The 17,056-nt window shown below is 70.9% G+C and carries 10 protein-coding genes; 3 read left to right on the top strand and 7 right to left on the bottom strand.

Annotated elements, in window-relative coordinates:
- Positions 1 to 189 precede the first annotated feature (189 nt).
- On the top strand, positions 190 to 2,634 hold the full coding sequence (locus tag ACFZAT_RS23260; RefSeq protein ID WP_391266494.1) for an RICIN domain-containing protein: 2,445 nt from the start codon (positions 190 to 192) through the stop codon (positions 2,632 to 2,634).
- Between the two features lie 150 nt (positions 2,635 to 2,784).
- Complete coding sequence (locus ACFZAT_RS23255) at positions 2,785 to 5,055, top strand: AbfB domain-containing protein (protein WP_391266636.1); 2,271 nt, start codon at positions 2,785 to 2,787, stop codon at positions 5,053 to 5,055.
- 57 nt (positions 5,056 to 5,112) lie between these two features.
- On the opposite strand, the gene ACFZAT_RS23250 is transcribed toward ACFZAT_RS23255, so the two are convergent.
- Positions 5,113 to 5,952, bottom strand: coding sequence for a phytanoyl-CoA dioxygenase family protein (locus tag ACFZAT_RS23250; protein WP_391266492.1), 840 nt, complete (start codon positions 5,950 to 5,952; stop codon positions 5,113 to 5,115).
- A gap of 139 nt (positions 5,953 to 6,091) precedes the next feature.
- Here ACFZAT_RS23250 and ACFZAT_RS23245 point away from each other — a divergent pair, with 139 nt between their 5' ends.
- Positions 6,092 to 7,096, top strand: coding sequence for a substrate-binding domain-containing protein (locus tag ACFZAT_RS23245; protein ID WP_391266490.1), 1,005 nt, complete (start codon positions 6,092 to 6,094; stop codon positions 7,094 to 7,096).
- 84 nt (positions 7,097 to 7,180) lie between these two features.
- Here the strand turns inward: ACFZAT_RS23245 and ACFZAT_RS23240 are convergent, their stop codons facing one another.
- The 6 genes from ACFZAT_RS23240 to ACFZAT_RS23215 all read right to left on the bottom strand — a co-directional run bounded on the left by ACFZAT_RS23240 (position 7,181) and on the right by ACFZAT_RS23215 (position 16,959).
- A complete protein-coding gene (locus tag ACFZAT_RS23240) occupies positions 7,181 to 10,453 on the bottom strand; it encodes a LamG-like jellyroll fold domain-containing protein (protein WP_391266487.1) in 3,273 nt (1,090 codons plus the stop codon).
- Positions 10,454 to 10,685: 232 nt separating this feature from the next.
- Positions 10,686 to 11,783, bottom strand: coding sequence for a tRNA-dihydrouridine synthase (locus ACFZAT_RS23235; RefSeq protein ID WP_391266481.1), 1,098 nt, complete (start codon positions 11,781 to 11,783; stop codon positions 10,686 to 10,688).
- 117 nt (positions 11,784 to 11,900) lie between these two features.
- Positions 11,901 to 12,179: a dsRBD fold-containing protein gene (locus ACFZAT_RS23230; RefSeq protein WP_391266479.1), complete on the bottom strand. Its 279-nt coding sequence runs from the start codon at positions 12,177 to 12,179 to the stop codon at positions 11,901 to 11,903.
- Between the two features lie 63 nt (positions 12,180 to 12,242).
- A complete protein-coding gene (locus ACFZAT_RS23225; RefSeq protein WP_391266477.1) occupies positions 12,243 to 12,623 on the bottom strand; it encodes a hypothetical protein in 381 nt (126 codons plus the stop codon).
- Positions 12,624 to 12,661: 38 nt separating this feature from the next.
- A complete protein-coding gene (locus tag ACFZAT_RS23220; RefSeq protein WP_391266475.1) occupies positions 12,662 to 15,853 on the bottom strand; it encodes a glycosyl hydrolase 115 family protein in 3,192 nt (1,063 codons plus the stop codon).
- Positions 15,854 to 15,873: 20 nt separating this feature from the next.
- On the bottom strand, positions 15,874 to 16,959 hold the full coding sequence (locus ACFZAT_RS23215; protein WP_391266473.1) for an endo-1,4-beta-xylanase: 1,086 nt from the start codon (positions 16,957 to 16,959) through the stop codon (positions 15,874 to 15,876).
- Between the last annotated feature and the right edge of the window lie 97 nt (positions 16,960 to 17,056).

Genomic DNA, 17,056 nt, shown 5'->3' with positions numbered 1-17,056 from the left:
CGTGCTGTCATACCGCCGGAACCCCATTTTCCAACGTTGCAGAACAGTGCCGCGCCCTCCGTACGGATCGCGAAGGCGCTCTTCGCCATGCGCGCAGCCGGTCCGTACCTCTGCGCCGTGGCGGCACCCTTCTTGTCATGCGCATTTCCACGCCGGAGTTGCAGGTCCGGCAGAGCAGGAGCCCTCCCCATGCCCCTGAACCGCAGACAGCTCATGACCACCGCGCTCGCGACCGTCGCCGCCACCACGGCGGCCGGCCGCTGGTCCGCCACCGCGACCGCCGCCGAGCACCGGGTGCGGCCCGCGCACGGCGGCCACTACTCCCCCAACGCCGCGCCGCTGCACCCCACCGCCTTCCTGAAGCTCCCGCCCGGCAAGGTCACCGCGCGCGGCTGGCTCGCCGGACAGCTGAAGCTCCAGCTCGACGGATTGTGCGGCCGGTACGAGGAGTTCTCGCACTTCCTCGACTTCTCGGCCACCGGCTGGGTCCGACCCGACCTCGGCGGCTGGGAGGAGGTCCCGTACTGGCTGCGCGGCTACACCGACCTGGCGATCGTCACCGGCGACGCGAAGGCGCTCGCGGCGGTGCGCCGCTGGTTCGACGCGATCCTCGCCACCCAGCAGTCCGACGGGTTCTTCGGCCCGAAGGCGCTGCGCACCTCGCTGAACGGCGGCCCGGACTTCTGGCCGTTCCTGCCGCTGGTGCAGGCTCTGCGCTCCTGGCAGGAGTACACCGGGGACACCCGGATCATCCCCTTCCTGAGCCGGTTCTTCCGGTACATGAACGCCCAGGGCCCCGGCGCGTTCAACACCAGCTGGATCGCGCTGCGCTGGGGCGACGGCCTGGACAGCGTCTTCTGGCTGTTCAACCGCACCGGCGACACCTTCCTGCTGGACCTCGCGGACAAGATCCACACGTACGGTGCCGACTGGGGCGACAATCTGGTCAACCCGCACAACGTGAACATCGCCCAGGGCTTCCGCGAGCCCGCCCAGTACGCGCTGCGCAGCGGCTCGGCGCAGGACACCCGGGACACCTACGGGACGTACGGCAAGGCGATGGACCAGTACGGGCAGTTCCCCGGCGGCGGTTTCGCCGGGGACGAGAACGCGCGACCCGGGCACGGCGACCCCCGGCAGGGCTTCGAGACCTGCGGGATCGTCGAGTTCATGGCCAGCCACCAGCTGCTGACCCGGATCACCGGCGACCCGCTGTGGGCCGACCGCTGCGAGGAGCTGGCGTTCAACTCGCTGCCCGCCTCGCTCGACCCCTCGGGGAAGGCGATCCACTACATCACCAGCGCCAACAGCGTGGACCTGGACAACGTGCCGAAGTCCGAGCGGCAGTTCCAGAACGGGTTCGCCATGCAGGCGTTCCTGCCAGGCGTCGACCAGTACCGCTGCTGCCCGCACAACTACGGCATGGGCTGGCCGTACTTCACCGAGGAGCTGTGGCTCGCCACCCCCGACGGCGGGCTCGCCGCCGCGATGTACGCCGCCTGCGAGGTGACAGCCAAGGTCGCCGACGGCACCGAGGTCACGTTCACCGAGGAGACGGACTACCCCTTCACGGACACGGTCACGCTCACCCTGAAGGCCCCGAAGCGGCTGGCCTTCCCGCTGGTGCTGCGCGTCCCGGCCTGGTGCGACGCCCCCGAGATCGCGGTGAACGGGCGGCGCGTGGACGCCCCGGCCGGACCCGCCTTCACCCGCGTCGACCGCACCTGGGCCGACGGGGACCGGGTCACCCTGCGCTTCCCGCAGCGCACCACCGTACGCACCTGGACGGACAACCGGGGCTCCGTCAGCGTGGACCACGGCCCGCTCACGTACTCGCTGCGCGTCGGCGAGACGTACGAGCGCATCGGCGGCAGCGACCAGTTCCCCGAGTACGCGGTCCACGCGACCGGCCCGTGGAACTACGGCCTCGTCCTGGACGCGAAGAAGCCCGCCGCCTCCCTGCGCCACCACAGCGCGCGCCGGGTGAAGGCCGGCAACCCCTTCACGCTGGACGGCACCCCGCTGTCCATCACCGCGAAGGCGCGCCGCATCCCGGAGTGGACGGCCGACGACGAGCACGTGGTGGCCCCGCTCCAGGACTCGCCGGCCCGCAGCACCGAGCCGGTGGAGGAGGTCACCCTCGTACCTATGGGGGCGGCCCGGCTGCGCATCACCTCGTTCCCGACCGCGGACCCGGGCGCGCAGCCGTGGCTCGCGGACCGCTGGTACCGCATCCGCAACCGCCACTCCGGCAAGGTCCTCGGCGTCGACACCATGTCCACCGCCAACAGCGCCCATGTCGTGCAGTTCGGGGACACGGGCACCGACGACCACGACTGGCGGCTGGTCGCGGAGGGTGACGGCTGGTACCGGATCCGCAACCATCACTCGGGCAAGGTGCTCGGCGTCGACAACATGTCGATGGACAACAGCGCCCATGTCGTCCAGTTCGACGACAACGGCACCGACGACCACCTCTGGCAGCTCGTCCCGGACGGCGGCGGCTGGTACCGCATCCGCAACCGCCACTCCGGCAAGGTCCTCGGCGTCGACACCATGTCCACCGCCGACAGCGCCCATGTCGTGCAGTACGACGACAACGGCACCGACGACCACCTCTGGCAGCTCGTCTGATTCCCGGGCGCCCCGCGCCCTCCCCCATACCGCTCCCGTCCCCCGGGGGCCGAACCGAATCAAGGAGACGAACCTGTGAGCCGTTTACGCGTACCCGGCCGAAAGCCGTGGTGGAGACGGGCGATCGCGACGACCGGCCTGCTGGCGCTGGTGTCCTCCGCGCTCGTGGGGGTCGGCGCCTCGCCGGCCGGTGCCGCGTCCTGGTCGCCCAAGACGCCGCCGATGACGACGCCCTGGACCAGCCAGGTCCCGGTCGACAAGCCGCTGCCGGAGTACCCGCGCCCGCAGCTGACCCGATCCGACTGGGCCAACCTCAACGGCATCTGGGACTTCGCGGTGACCGGCCGGGACGCCGGGCAGCCGTCGTCGTGGCCGGACCAGATCCGGGTGCCGTTCGTCGCCGAGTCCGCGCTCTCGGGCATCCAGCGCAAGGTCACCGAGAACGACAAGCTCTGGTACAAGCGCACCTTCACCGTGCCGTCCAACTGGAACGGCCGCCGCACCGTGCTCAACTTCGGCGCGTCGGACTGGCAGACCACGGTCTGGGTCAACGGCACCCAGGTGGGCGCGCACAAGGGCGGCTACGACTCGTTCTCGTACGACATCACGCCGCAGCTCAACGGCGGTACGAACACGATCGTCGTGTCCGTCTACGACCCGACGCAGACCGGCGGCCAGGCGGTCGGCAAGCAGCGCATCAATGATGTGCAGCCGCACAGCGGGGGCGGGATCTTCTACACCGCCGCCTCCGGCATCTGGCAGACGGTGTGGCTGGAACCGGTGGCCGCCGCGCACATCACCCGGCTGGACATGACGCCGAGCCTGGGCGACAGCACCCTGCGGGTGAAGGTTCAGGCCGACGGGGCCTCCGGGCGTACGGCCAGGGTCACCGTCTCCAGCGGCGGCACCGTGGTCGGCACGGCCGGCGGCGCGGTCGGCTCCACGGTCTCCGTACCGGTGCCGAACACGCACCTGTGGACCCCGGACGACCCGTTCCTCTACGACGTCAAGGCGGAACTGCTCGACGGTTCGGCGGTGACGGACTCGGTCGGCAGCTACACCGGTATGCGCTCGATCGCGATCGCGAAGGTCGACAACGTCCTGCGGCCGGTGCTGAACGGGAAGTTCGTCTTCCAGACGGGCACCCTGGACCAGGGCTACTGGCCGGACGGCATCTACACCGCGCCGACCGACGCCGCCCTGAAGTCGGACCTCCAGGCCCACAAGGACCTCGGGTTCAACATGGTCCGCAAGCACATCAAGGTCGAACCGCAGCGCTGGTTCTACTGGGCGGACAAGCTGGGGCTCCTGGTCTGGCAGGACATGCCGGCCATGGACACCGGAAAGTCCCCGAGTTCGGCGGCCCGCACCCAGTGGGAGGCCGAGTTCCACGCGATCATCGACCAGCACCGCAGCTCCCCGTCACTGGTCATGTGGGTCGACCAGAACGAGGGCTGGGGACAGTACGACCAGGCCAGGATCGCGAACGAGGTCAAGGCGTACGACCCGACCCGGCTGGTCGACAACATGAGCGGGGTCAACTGCTGCGGCTCGGTGGACGGCGGCAACGGTGACGTGGTCGACAACCACATCTACGTGGGCCCCGGCAACACCGCGCCCACCGCGACCCGCGCGGCCGTCCTCGGTGAGTTCGGCGGCCTCGGCTACAAGGTCCCCGGGCACGAGTGGTTCCCCGGCGGCGGCTTCAGTTACGAGGACCAGCCGAGCATCGCCGCGCTGAACGACCGGTTCGTCGGACTGATCGACGGCATCCGGATCGGCCAGCTCCCGGCGGGCCTCTCCGCCTCGGTATACACCGAGATCACCGATGTGGAGAACGAGGCCAACGGGCTGCTCACCTACGACCGCCAGGTCGTCAAGGTGGACACGGCCCGGGTGCGGGCGGCGAACCAGGCCCTCATCAACGCCTCGAAGAACCCGGCCCCGCCGGTGACCCTGCCCACCGGGGGCTACAAGTCCCTGCGGGTCACCACGCCCGGCTACACCAACAAGTACCTGCGCCACCAGGACTCGCTGGCCTTCACCGAGGTGGTCGACGGCAACAGCAGCGCGCTGCTGAAGAACGACGCCACCTGGAAGATCGTGCCGGGCCTGGCGAACGGCAACTGCTACTCGTTCGAGTCGCGCAACTACCCCGGCGAGTACCTGCGCCACCGGGACTTCCGGGTCCGCCGCGAGGCGAACGACGGCTCCGCGCTCTACAAGGCGGACGCCACCTGGTGCGCGGTCGCCGGCAACGGCGGTGTGCGGCTGACCAGCGCGAACCTGCCGGGCAGCTATCTGCGGCACATCAAGTCGGAGGTGTGGCTGGCCACTCCGGGCGGCGGACACGACTGGGACAACCCGGCCACGTTCACCGAGGACACCACCTGGGCGGTGGAGGCGCCCTGGGCACCCTGAGATGAGGTGACACGCGTGTCCGGGGCCCGGCGGCACTTCCGCCGGGCCCCGGCTCCGTCATGCGTCGCCCATCACCAGGCCCTCGATGGTGTGCTTCTGCACGATGGGCGCGAGGCGGTCGACCACCGGGCAGCCCAGGTGCGCCCGGACCCGCTCGGGCAGCGACTCCCAAAAGTCCCGGGTGACCGCCATGTCGTGGTGGCCGTCGTTCCCCGCGCCCGGGGCGTCCACCCCGAGCACCAGGACCGGGCGCGGGTCCTGCGAGTGGTTGGCCGTGCCCCGGTGGACGGTCAGGGCCGAGCGCGCCGAGATGTCGCCCCGCTGCGGGAACTTCCGCTCGGCCAGGGCCTCGTAGCGCGGGTAGTCCTCGCGGCGCGGGAACATCGCGTGCCCGAAGCGGGCGTCGTCGTCCCACTGGGTGCCGGGCGCGATCTCGAACGGGCCCATGTCCTCCCGGGTGTCCACGGCCGTGAGGTTGAACGCCAGCGAGGTGAGCCGGCGGTCGCGGCGGGTCTCCTCCGGCATCGGGAAGTCGCGGTGCCAGGGCTGGTTCACCGCCCCGGCCAGCGGCACGTCGAAGCCCAGCTCCACGATCCGGTAGTCGGGGCCGAGGACCGCCTCGCTCACCGCGCGCACCCAGGGGTGGTCGACCAGGTCCACGAACCCCCGCAACTGTTCCGGGTGGATCTCCACGTAATAACGGTGCGGACCGCGGCCGACCGCGCCGCCCTCCCGGCCGCGCGCCTCGGCGAAGGCCGCCTCGATGTCCTCGCGCATCCGGTCCGCCCACTCCGGGCCGAACGCCCCGCGGCAGGCGGTGATCCCGGGGCCGTACAGGTCGCGCACCGCGTCCTCGGCGGGCGGGAAAGGGGCGGTGGTGGTCGCGGTCTCGGTCATGACAAGGTCCTTCCTTCGTTCGGAGCACCCTCATATTGCAACGTTGCAACCAACGTGGCAAGAGTCTGTACGGGCCGACCTCGCGCCACCTGTTACGGTCACTGCGCACAGCCCCCGGCAGAGAGCAGGAGCACCGAAGGTGGCAGCGAGACTCAAGGACGTGGCCGCGCTCGCCGGTGTGTCCGTCAGGACCGTCTCCAACGTGGTGAGCAACGCGGCGGCCGTGGCCCCGGACACCCGGGCCCGGGTGCTCGCCGCGGTGGCGGAGCTGGGCTACCGGCCCAACCTCGCCGCCCGCAACCTCCGCCAGGGCCGCACGGGGATCGTCGGGGTGGCCGTCCCGGAGATCCACTCCCCCTACTTCGGCGCGCTGACGGGGCTCCTCATCGACGCCGCCCAGGAGCGCGGCTGGACGGTGCTCGTGGAGCGCACGGGGGGCCGGGCGGACCTGGAGCGGCGGCTGCTGGACGGCTCCGAGGGGCACCGGGTGGACGGGATGATCATCAGTCCGTGGTCGGCGCCCCCCGCCGAACTGGCCGCGCTCGCGGGCGGACTGCCGCTCGTCGTCCTCGGTGAGCTCGATCCGCACGGGTCCATCGACCATGTGGCGCTGGACAACGTGGCGGCGGCCCGGGACGCGGCCCGGCATCTGGTGGCGACGGGCCGCCGGCGGGTCGCCGCGATCGGGCTCCAGTCCGCGCTGGGGCACGGCACGGCCGAGCTGCGGGCGGAGGGCTTCCGGCAGGGGCTCGCGGAGGCGGGGCTCAGCCCGGTCGCCGAGGTGGAGGTGGCGGACCTGCACCGGACGGAGGGGGCGCGGGCCCTGCGTGCGCTGCTGGATCTGCCGGAGCGCCCGGACGCGGTGTTCTGCTTCAGCGACGAACTGGCCCTGGGGGCGCTGCGGGCGGCCGGTGAGCTGGGGGTGCGGGTGCCCGAGGACCTCGCGCTGGCGGGCTTCGACGACATCGAGGACGGGCGGTTCGCCACGCCGTCGCTGACCACGGTCTCGCCCGACCTGGCGCAGCTCGCCGAGCGGGCGGTGCAGTGTCTGAGCGAGCGGGTCCTCGGGCGGCTGTCGGGGCTGGCGGCGCGCCGGATCGTGGTGCCGCACCAGCTGCTGGTGCGGGAGAGCAGCGGGGCGTGAGGGGTCTTCTCCGGGCAGCCGGAGGCTCCCGGCGGTGCGGGCTCGGGCCGCGCACCGCCGGGAGCGGTCCTGGGGTGCGGGGTGTTACGCCTTCCCGCCGTCGTGGAGCGCGGCCACCTCCTGGTCGGTGAGCGCCTTGTCGAACACCTGGACCTGGTCCACGGAGCCGTTCCAGAAGTCGGTGTTGTTGCCCGACCACTTGGCGCGGCCCACGGACAGGGCGCCGCTGCTGACGTCGGCCGGTCCGGCCGGGGCGGTGGAGGCGAGCTTGCCGTCCACGTACAGCTTGATCTGGTCACCGCTGCGGACGCCGACCAGGTGGTACCAGTGGCCGAGCTCCGGGGTCATCTCCGCCCGGGCGCGGTGGGCGCCGGGGGTGGAGAAGGCGAACGCGCCCTGGCCGTACTGGAGGTAGAACGGGTTCTCCTGGCGCCGGCCGTCCTGGCTGACGACGGTGCCGTAGTTGCCGGGGAGGGCGTCCAGGGAGGCCCAGGCCGAGACGGTGTAGTCGCCGGTGGTGTCGACGACCGGGCCGTTGGTCTCCGCGTACTGGCCCTCACCGTTGAACTTCAGCGCCGAGCCGTGCACGCCGGTGGTCCAGGACGTGCCCTCGGAGAGGGTGAGGTCCTTGTGGTTCGGGCCGCTGTCGGCGGCCTCGGTGCCCTTGTTCTCGTCCAGCGACCAGGAGCCGCCGCCCTTGACGGGGGTGCGGGTGCCCGCCGCGGCGCCGGCCGCGATGACCTCCTGGTTGATCTTGCGGACCTGGGCGGCGTCCACCTTGATCTCGCGGCGGTCGTACGTCCAGAGGCCGTTGAGCTCGTTCTCCAGGTCGGTCACCTGGGTGTAGATGGAGCCGGAGAGTTCGGCGCCGGCCGCTTCCAGGTAGTACTTGCGGGTGTTCTCGACGTACTTGGCGGTCAGCGCGGCCTTGTCGGCGACACCGCTGTAGATCGCGGTGGGCGCACCGGGCCACATGTGGCCGGGCATCCGCAGGGTGAAGCCGCCGTGCTCGCCGTCCATCGCGGCGCGGGTCGCGTCCGGGAAGGCCGGGTCGGTGTTGTTGTAGTCGTGGTGGTCGATGATGTCGCCCTTGCCCGAGTCACCCTTGGAGTTGCAGCAGTTGACACCGCTGTGGGCGTTGACGATGCGGGAGGGGTCGGCGGCCTGGACCTTCTGGGTGATCTTGCCGGTCTCGGTGCGGTCCCATTCGCCCCAGCCTTCGTTGAAGACGATCCAGGAGCCGATCGAGGGGTAGTTGTGGAGCTGCTCCATCTCCTCGGCGCCCTGGTCGATGAAGGCCTGGTGGCCCTTCTCGTTGGTGAGGTTGCCGGAGACGAAGTCCTGCCACACGAACAGACCGAGCTGGTCGGCGTGGTAGTACCAGCGGGCGGGCTCGACCTTGATGTGCTTGCGCACGGAGTTGAAGCCGAGGTCCTTCTGCGCCTTCAGGTCGAAGACGAGCGCGTCGTCACTGGGCGCGGTGTTGAGGCCGTCCGGGTAGAAGCCCTGGTCGAGCTGGGCGAGCGAGAAGAACGGCTTCCCGTTGAGGACGATCTTCTGGTAGCCGCCGACGTTGGCGATGCCGACGGAACGCATGCCGAAGTAGCTGTCGACGGTGTCCTTGGAGCTGCCGTCCTTGAGGGTGACCTCCAGGTCGTACAGGTAGGGGTCGTCGGGCGACCACAGGTGCTGCTTGGCGACCGGGAGGCTCAGCTCGCGGTTGGCCGGGCCGCTGATCCTGCCGACGACCTTGCCCTTCTTGTCACGGGCGACGGCGGTGACCGTCGCGGACTTCGAGGCGTCCTCGGAGTTGACCGTCAGGGCGAGGTTGCCCTTGTCGATGTCCGGGGTGGTCGTCAGGGAGTCGACCGCCGCCGGGGCGACGGGCTCCATCCAGACGGTCTGCCAGATACCGGAGGAGGCGGTGTAGAAGATGCCGCCCGGATTGGCCGACTGCTTGCCGGTGGGCTGGTCGGGGCCGGTGGTGTCGGTGACCCCGACGACGATCTCCTGCGGGCCGCTGCCCTTGATCGCGTCGGTGATGTCGGCGGTGAAGGCGGTGTAGCCGCCGGTGTGCTCGGCGACCTTCTTGCCGTTGACCCAGACGGTGGCCTGGTAGTCGACGGCGCCGAAGTTGAGCTTCAGCCGGTTGCTCTTGCCGTGCTTGTCCGCCTTGACGGCCCAGTTCTGCGGGACGGTGACGAGCTTGCGGTAGAACATGTGGTCTTCGTGGCGCTCAAGACCGGATAGCTGCGACTCGACCGGATACGGCACGGTGATGCGCTCACCGAGCTTCTTGCCGAAGACGGGCTTCTCGCCCGCCTTGGCCCCGGCGAACTCCCACTGGCCGTTGAGGTTCTTCCACTTGTCGCGCACCTGCTGCGGCCGGGGGTACTCGGGCAGCGGGTGGTCGCGGTCGACCTTGTCGCCCCACTTGGTGGTGAGACGGTGCGTGGAGTTGTTGGTGGCCGTGCGGTTGATCTCGGGGACGGTCTCGCCGCCCGCCTTCAGGCCGCCCTTGCCGTCGTACGCGATCGTGACGCGCTGGCCCTTGAGGACGGCCGCGTCCAGCTTGACGACGACTTCCTTGCCACCGCGGACGCTGACGGACTTGACCGGCATCGGGGTGGTGTCGGCCTCGACGGTGAGGTGGTTCTTCAGGTCCGCGTAGTCGCTGACCTTGTCGTCGAAGACGGCGTGGAGCTCCGTGCCGTTGTCCGGGACGCTCAGCCCGACCGGGTAAACCTCGAAGTCGGCGGGCGGGGTGAAGGCGGACTCCGGGACGACCTGCTTGGCCAGCTTCGCGCTGGACCAGCGCAGGAACATGTTGGCGCCGCCGGTGTCCTGGAACATCTCCAGCTTGAACTCGTGCGCCTCGCCGGCCTTGAGCGATATCGGCTTGCTGGTCTGCTCGTTGTCCCAGTCGGGCTCCCAGTGGTCGATGACGGCCTTGCCGTCGATGAACAGCCGGAAGCCGTTGTCGCCACTGGCGGAGAAGGTGTAGTCACCGTCCTCGGGGGCGGTGAGGAAGCCGGTCCAGCGGGCCGTCGTGTTCTCGGTCTGGCCGGTGGTCGACTCGAACGTGCCGGTGAGACCGGGGAAGTTGATGTTCGGGTCGAGGGCGACTCCGCCGAGCTTGTCGAAGTCCCGCGCGCCGGGCGCGGACATGCTGAAGTACTCGCCCTTCAGCCCGTGGACCTCGGTGGCCGGGTTTCCGGCCTTGAACGTGGTCGATGCGGCGCTCGCGGGGGCGGCAGCGGCAGCCGGGACCAGCGTGGCACCGAGGGGAATCAGCAGTGCGGCAGCGCAGGCCGCGGTCCTGAACAGCGCGCGAGGGTGGGGCGTTTGTGGTCTCAAGGCGTCGTCCTGTCGAGAGAGCTGAAGTGCCTCGAACCTGTGAGGCACAGCACACAATCGAACATTGAGCCACAGCATCAAACGCAAAACAACAGTCGTGCGCGAGGATTTTTCAACGATAGAAAGCGCGCCCGGTGCGAGCCGGGCTGCGGGTGCACGCAGACCGCCCCCTTCGCACACCTTGGGTGCGAAGGGGGCGGTCGGGGGCGAAAGGGAAGCCCCTGAGGATGGGTCAGATGGCGTAGCCGTACGGGGTCGGGGCATGCACGGAGCCGTTCAGCGCACGGGCGGCCTCCCGCGCCCACGAGGGGTTGCGCAGCAGTTCGCGCCCGAGGAGGACGGCGTCCGCGCGGCCCTCGGTGAGGATCTTCTCGGCGTGCTGCGGGTCCGTGATGAGACCGACCGCCGCCACGGGCAGCGAGGTCTCCCGCTTCACGCGCTCGGCGAAGGGCACCTGGTAGCCGGGACCGGTGGCGATCCGGGCGCGGGGCGCGTTGCCGCCGGTGGAGACGTCGAGCAGGTCCACGCCGTGGTCGCGCAGGAGGGCCGCGAGCCGCACGGTCTCGTCGGCCGTCCAGCCCTCGCGCTCGTCCTCGGGGTTCTCCGTGAGCCAGTCCGTCGCGGAGACGCGGAAGAAGACCGGCAGGTCCTCGGGCCACACCTCGCGCACCGCGTCGACCACCTGGAGGGCGAGGCGCACGCGGTTCTCGAAGCTGCCGCCGTACTCGTCGGTGCGGTGGTTGCTGTGCGGGGAGAGGAACTGGCCGATGAGATAGCCGTGGGCGCCGTGCACCTCGGCGACCTGGAAGCCCGCGTCGAGGGCCCGGCGGGCGGCCTGCCGGAAGTCGTCCACGACGCCCGCGATCTCGTCGGCGGTCAGCTCGTGCGGGACCGGGTAGCCCTCGTCGAAGGGCAGCGGGCTGGGGCCGACCGGGGTCCAGCCGTGCGCCTCGGGGCCGACCGGGCGCCCGCCGGTCCAGGGCGCGGCGGTCGACGCCTTGCGTCCCGCGTGGGCGAGCTGGATGCCCGCCACCGAGCCGTGCGCCTTGACGAACTCGGTGATCCGGCGGAACGCCTCGGCCTGGGTGTCGTTCCAGATGCCGAGGTCGGCCGGGCTGATGCGGCCCTCGGGGCTCACGGCCGTGGCCTCGGTGAGGATCAGGCCGGTGCCGCCGGTGGCGCGGGCGGCCAGGTGGGCGAAGTGCCAGTCGTTCGGCACGCCCGTCTCCGGGCCCTCCACCGCGGCGCTGTACTGGCACATCGGCGCCATCCACACCCGGTTGGGCACGACAAGCGACCTGAGGGTGCAGGGCTCGAAAAGGGCACTCACGACGGACTCCGTTTCGCCGGGTACGGAAGGATCGCTAGTACGATACATCCCGTAGTACGACGCCCGTCAAATTACGACCGCTCTCGTACAAGCGGTTCGCGGTTTCGCGGTGCCCGGTCAGCGGGGCCTCAGCGGGTACGAGCTGCGGCCGGCCGCGTCGTCTATCTCGTCGTGCGCCTTGGTCAGGAGCTTCATCGCCAGTTCGTTGAGGGCGCGGGCTCCGGCGATCTCCTCCCCCACCCGGGGCTGCTCGGCGTCGGAGGGGTGGCGGCTCGCGTAGCCGTGGGCGCGGACCTCCTGTCCGTCGGAGAGCCGCACCAGGGCGGCCGCGCGGGTGCGGTGGGTGTCCTCCTCGAATTCGAGCTCGATGTGCCATCCGACAGCGGTTCGGGTCATGGCGGTCACCTCCGGAAGGTCTCCCCTCCAGGGTGCGCCCGCCGCCGGGCACCGCGCGAACGCTCACGCCCCCGGCAGCCGCCCCCGCCGCCGGAGCGGGATGGAGGCGTCCGCGTCGTACAGCTGGTTCCAGCTGCGTCCGGCCCCGGAAGCCCAGGTGACATGGGCGGTGCCCCCTTCGACGCGGATGGCCTCGACGGTCATGGCGCGGTCGCCGTCGCGCACATCACCCCGGTGCAGTTCGTCCGCCCGGACGGTGACGTGGTGGGCCGGCCCGCTCTCGGCCTCGTCGGCCGCGAAGCCGAGGGCGGCCGCCAGTTCCCGGGCGCGGGCGGGGGTGCACAGGAAGGTGTGCGCGCCGGACGGGATGGCGACGGTGATCCCGACCTCCGCCCCGGCGGGGGCGATCTCCAGGATTCCGCTGTCCGCGTGCTCGTCCGTCATCGCTGCGCACCTTCCCGTGTACGTTCCGCGCCCCGGGCTCAGTCCAGCCGGAGGCTTTCCGGCGGGCCCAGGTAGCTGGGTTCGAGGCCGCCGGTGTCGATCACCAGGTTCTGGAGGACCACCGTCGGGTCGACCATCCAGAATTTCAGCACATGCACCCCGGGGGCGGCGATGCGGTGGACCGTGCCGGTGATGTTCACGTTGTCGGAGGTGTGCCGGGCCCACTGGGTGTTCATGGTCCCGTCGTCGGCCCCCGTGACCTTCGTGACGTTCACCCGCTGGGGGGCGTCGTCGTCGAAGGAGACGGCGTAGGTCAGCCCGTCGGCCGTCAGCGCGTTGTTCCGTGGCGAGAGGTACGCGTACACGGTGACGGGCCCGGTGGTGAAGAGGCTGACCCGGTACTCCAGGCGCGGGCTGCGGCCGCCGGGCGTCCGGCGGGCGGCGGTGACGGGGAAGGGCTCCATCCCTGCCCCGGTCCGTCCGATGTCCGGGATGCGCTGCCAGGTGACGCCCCCGCCGCCGACCGCACGGTGGTAGTGGTCGGCGGCGATGGACACATGGCCGCCTGCCTCCACGAACCCGCCGAGCCGGAACCGGGAGAGCGCCGGGCGGTCGGCCACCGCCGTGACGGTCACCTCCGCTCCGTCGGGTCCGGTGACGGTGACCGGGACACGGGTGACGCCCTTGGGCGCCCGGTCCCAGTCGACGCGCAGGGTGATCCGGTCCTGCGTGGTGACGCGGCCGCGTACCCGGTCGGCGGTCAGCCAGGACGCTCCGGTCCGCACCCGGTAGTCGAACGGGGCGCGGCCCCGGTTGAACACCTCGACGTACTGCGCGGGCCGGGTCTGGTACGGGCTGAACACCGGGAGCATGGCGGGCGCGGTCTCGTGCGGCCACCAGGCCGTGGAGCCGTCCACGGCGACGCCCATCGCGGCCCGTGCGGGCAGCTCGATGCGCCGGACGGCCGGGAAGAGCACGTCCTTGATGGCCACGTTGTCGATCTCGGGCTGCTGCCAGGGGGCGTTGGGCCCGTAACGCCCGACGTCTCCGTAGTCGATGTGCGGCTGGGTCTGGAAGCCCCGCCACTTGCCGCCGGCGATCTTGCTGTTGAAGCGGTCGGCCAGCGCGAAGTCGTCGGCGAGCCGCGCCTCCGCGGTGGCCGCCAGCTCGTTGGTGAGGGCCCGGCCCTGGGCCGCGTAATGGATGTTGGTGAACTCCGCCTCGCGCAGCGCGTACAGGTTGGCGGTGGCCTCGACCTCGTAGCCGACGAGTTCGTACCAGGCGTCCTGGGCGGAGGCCGGTAGCCGGCGCCCGAGCCGCCGGGCGCGGTCACCGAGCAGGCGCCACTCCTCGGTGACGCGCTCCAGCTCGCGGTAGTGGACGAGGCCGAAGGGGGATGCCTGGTCGTCGTAGACCACGGCCGAGCCGTCGGTCGCGGGGTCCTTGGCCGGGTCGAGGGTGATCCGGCGGTTGAGCAGCTCGGGCTTGCGGCGGGCCTGGAGCCGGGCGTAATCGCGCAGGACGGAGGCGATCCCGGCGGCCTGCTTCTCGCCGAAGTTCTGCCGGGCGTACGTCTCCTCCCACTCCGGCAGCCGGTCCAGGGTCCAGCGCTCCGGGTCCCAGGCGTACTCCAGGAAGAACTGCGTGGGCAGTTCGTTGCCCTTGAGGTCGCCGACGTTGGTGACCCACAGTCCGTGGTTGCCGTAGGCGTGGCACTGGTGGAGCTGGTCCCACATGTTGGGGAGGGACGTGGTGTCGACCCACTTGTAGTTGCGGCCGACGCCGACGTAGTCGAAGTGGTAGTACAGCCCGTAGCCCCCCTCCCTCGGCGCCTCGGCCGGGTCGGGGAGCTTGCGGATGTTGGCCCAGTTGTCGTCGGTGAGGACCACGGTGACGTCGTCGGGGACGCGCAGGCCCCGGTCCCAGTAGCGCTGAACCTCCTTGTAGAGGGTCCAGACCTGCGGGATCGTGGTGACGTCCCTGCCGGAGACCTCGGCGAGGATCTGCCGCTGGGTGGCGATGATCTCGGTCATCAGCTCGATGCCGTCCCCGTCGGGGAGGCTGACGTCGCCGTTGCCGCGCATGCCGAGGGTGACGACGCCCTCGAAGTCCTCGTCCTTCATCCGGCGGATGCCGTCCGCCCAGTACGCCTTGAGCGCTTCGGCGTTGCGGCGGAACGACCACTCGCCGGTGCCGCCGTAGGGGTCGTGGCCGGGGGTGGTGATGGTGCCCTCGGCGTCGCGGACGGCGGCGACGGCATGCCGGTTCCACTCCTCGATGCCGCGCATCATGGGTGCTTCGTGCGAGGTGCCCATGACGACGCCGTACGCCTTGGCGGTGGCGTGGTTGAGCGGGTCGTCCTCGGCGAAGGCGCGGCCCCAGACGGCCGGCCACAGGTAGTTGGCCTTGAGCCGGAGCATGACCTCGAAGACGCGGGCGTAGAAGTCCGCGTTGAAGCCGCCCTCGAAGCCGGGCGCCTTGCCGGGGCCGAAGTAGGCGGGCGCCCAGGTGCCGAGGGCCGGGTTCTCGTCGTTGATGAAGAACCCCCGGTACTTCACGGCCGGGGTGCCCTGGGTGTGGAGTCCGGGCCTTACGTGGATCTCGTCGCGGTGTACGGGGGTGACGTCGTCCCACCAGTACCAGGGCGAGACGCCGATGCCGCGCGAGACGTCGTACGCGCCGAAGATGGTCCCGCGCTGGTCGCTGCCGGCGATGACGAGTGCGCGCTCGACGCCGGGCAGCGGGTGGTCGACGACGGTCTGGAGGCTGGTCTCCCACCTGCCCCGGATCGAGGAGACGTCGAGCCGGCCCTCGGCGACCAGCCGGTCGATCAGGGGGCTGCGGCCCACGGTGCCGACGATGGTGATCTCGCGGGCGTCGGGCACCGCCCCGTGCGAGAGGGCGGGGCGGACTCCGGTGACGCGCGCGATGTCGTCGCGGAGGTCCCCGGCGGCCCTGACGACGCCCGGCCAGTCGCGGTCGCTGACCAGGACCGGGGTGGCGCGTCCGTGCCTGACCAGCGGGAAGCTGCCGCGCTGTGCGGTGAACGAGATGTAGGCGCCGGGGTCGGTGGGCCGGGGCGCGGGACCGTGCCCGGTGGCGGACGCCTCGCCGGTCAGTCCGACGAGGGAACCGAGGGGGGTGGCGGTGAGTGCGGTGAGTCCGAGGCCGAGACCGAGGACCGCCCTGCGGCTCGTCCGCCCGGGGGCGCCGGGGGTGTCGCTGTCCATGCTGCTCTCCTTCCCGGTGCTCAGTCGCGGCCGGCGGCGAGCAGCAGGTCGTCGCGCAGGGCGCTGTAGGCGGGCTTGGCCTCGTAGTTCTCGTCGTAGAGGTTGGCCGCGCCCTCGCCCTCGAAGGTGTCGGGCACCCAGGAGTACTTGTCGGTGAAGCCCCAGACCGTGAAGTCGGTGCACTTGCGGGTGAGCAGGCAGCCGCGCAGCAGTACGTCGTACCCCTCGGCCTGCGCCTCCTGCTCGGTGCTGTCGGAGGGCATCGGTACGCGGACGTCGGCCTCGGTGATCGCGGTCTCCAGGCCGAGCGCGTCGAACCGGTTCATGTTCTCGGCGATGTCGTGGGGCGCGTTGTACTGGACGGACAGGTGGCCCTGGATGCCGACGCCGTCGATCGGTACGTGCTGCTTGCGCAGTTCGACGACGAGGTCGTAGAGGGCGGTGCTCTTCGCGTTGACGCCCTCGGTGTTGTAGTCGTTGATGAAGAGCTTCGCCTTGGGGTCGGCCGCGTGGGCCCAGCGGAAGGCGTCCGCGATGTAGCCGGGGCCCAGCTTCCGGAGCCAGATCGAGTCGCGCAGGGTGCCGTCGTCGTCGAACGCCTCGTTGACGACGTCCCACTGCCAGATGCGGCCCTTGAAGTGGCGGGCCTCGTCGGTGATGTGCTTGCGGAGGATGGCGCGCAGTTCGTCGGCGGTGAAGTCGCCGGTGGTGAGCCAGGAGGGCAGCTGGTTGTGCCAGAGCAGGGTGTGGCCACGCACCAGCTGGCCGTTGGCGCGGGCGAAGTCGACCAGCTTGTCGGCCTCCTTCCAGTCGTACCGGCCGCGGCTCGGCTCGACGACCTCCCACTTCATGACGTTCTCCGGGGTGACCGAGCTGAACTCGCTCGCGGCCTTGGCGCGGTAGGGCGCGTCGTGTGCCAGGGCCGCCATGTCGACGGCGGTGCCGATGCGCACGCCGGACCGCCGACCGAGGGCGCCGAGCGTGGTGGACCGGGGGTCCTTCGGCCCGTTGCCGTGCTCGGAGTGGGCGAAGGCGTTGATGGTGCAGGGGGCGAGCAGGGCCGCGGCGGCGGTGCCGATCAGCACGGCCTTGATTGGCTTGCGCATGACAGAAACCCTTCGAGAGGCGCACGGCCGGGTCCCGGTGACCGGGAGGGCCTGCGCGGGTGTGGGTGTTTCGAAAGTTTCGTGGAGCTGTGGCCCG

This window comes from Streptomyces sp. NPDC008163 (assembly GCF_042956885.1).
Taxonomy (GTDB): domain Bacteria; phylum Actinomycetota; class Actinomycetes; order Streptomycetales; family Streptomycetaceae; genus Streptomyces; species Streptomyces drozdowiczii_A.
This window is presented reverse-complemented; position numbering and strand designations above follow the sequence as displayed.